Raw genomic sequence first — 689 nt, forward strand, 5'->3', positions numbered from 1 at the left:
CACCCAGGCGGATGCGGCGGGCAAAACCGTGCTGGCGAGTGCTGCCGACCTGCAACTGACGGCAACAAGCGGTGCGGTCAATGCCGCAAGCCTGCTGTCCTCCGGCAACATCACGGTCGATGCGACGTCGCTGACGGCCCAAAATGTCACTTCGCATGGTGCTGTCGGCATCAATGCCGCCACCAATATTTCCGGACAGCTTCTCGCCTCGGGCGATGTCGCCATCAACGGCCAAGGCATTCAGGCGGCAACAATTGCTTCGGGCGTCGATTTTGCCGCCACCGATGCAGCGGGCGGCACTATCGCTCTCGCGTCCTCCGGCACGCTCGATCTGACCGCCGGTGCCGGCACGATCGACGTCGATACACTGCTGTCGGCCGGTGATCTCACGGCCCAGGCGGCCCTGCTGCAGTCAACCAATCTCACCAGCCACGGCAATGTCGGCATCGATGGCGACGTCGATGTCACCAGCCAACTGCTTGCTGCCGGCACTGTTACCATCAATGGCAACGCCAATGGCGTCAGCGCCGATCTTCTCGCCTCCGGCGTCGATTTTGCCGCGACCCAGGCGGCCGGCGGCAATATCGTGTTGGCGAATAGCGGCGATCTGACCATCAACGACAGCGCCGGCGCCATAAAGGCKGGCACCATCCTGTCGGCCGGCACGATCGATGCGGTCGGTCAGACGA

At 63.7% G+C, this 689-nt stretch carries 1 pseudogene; it reads left to right on the top strand.

The annotated features are described in order from the left end of the window. Positions 1 to 689, top strand: a pseudogene (locus QD357_RS32720) (hypothetical protein); the annotation flags it as partial.

It is taken from the genome of Rhizobium sp. BR 317 (genome assembly GCF_047445835.1).
Classification (GTDB): Bacteria; Pseudomonadota; Alphaproteobacteria; order Rhizobiales; family Rhizobiaceae; genus Rhizobium; species Rhizobium paranaense.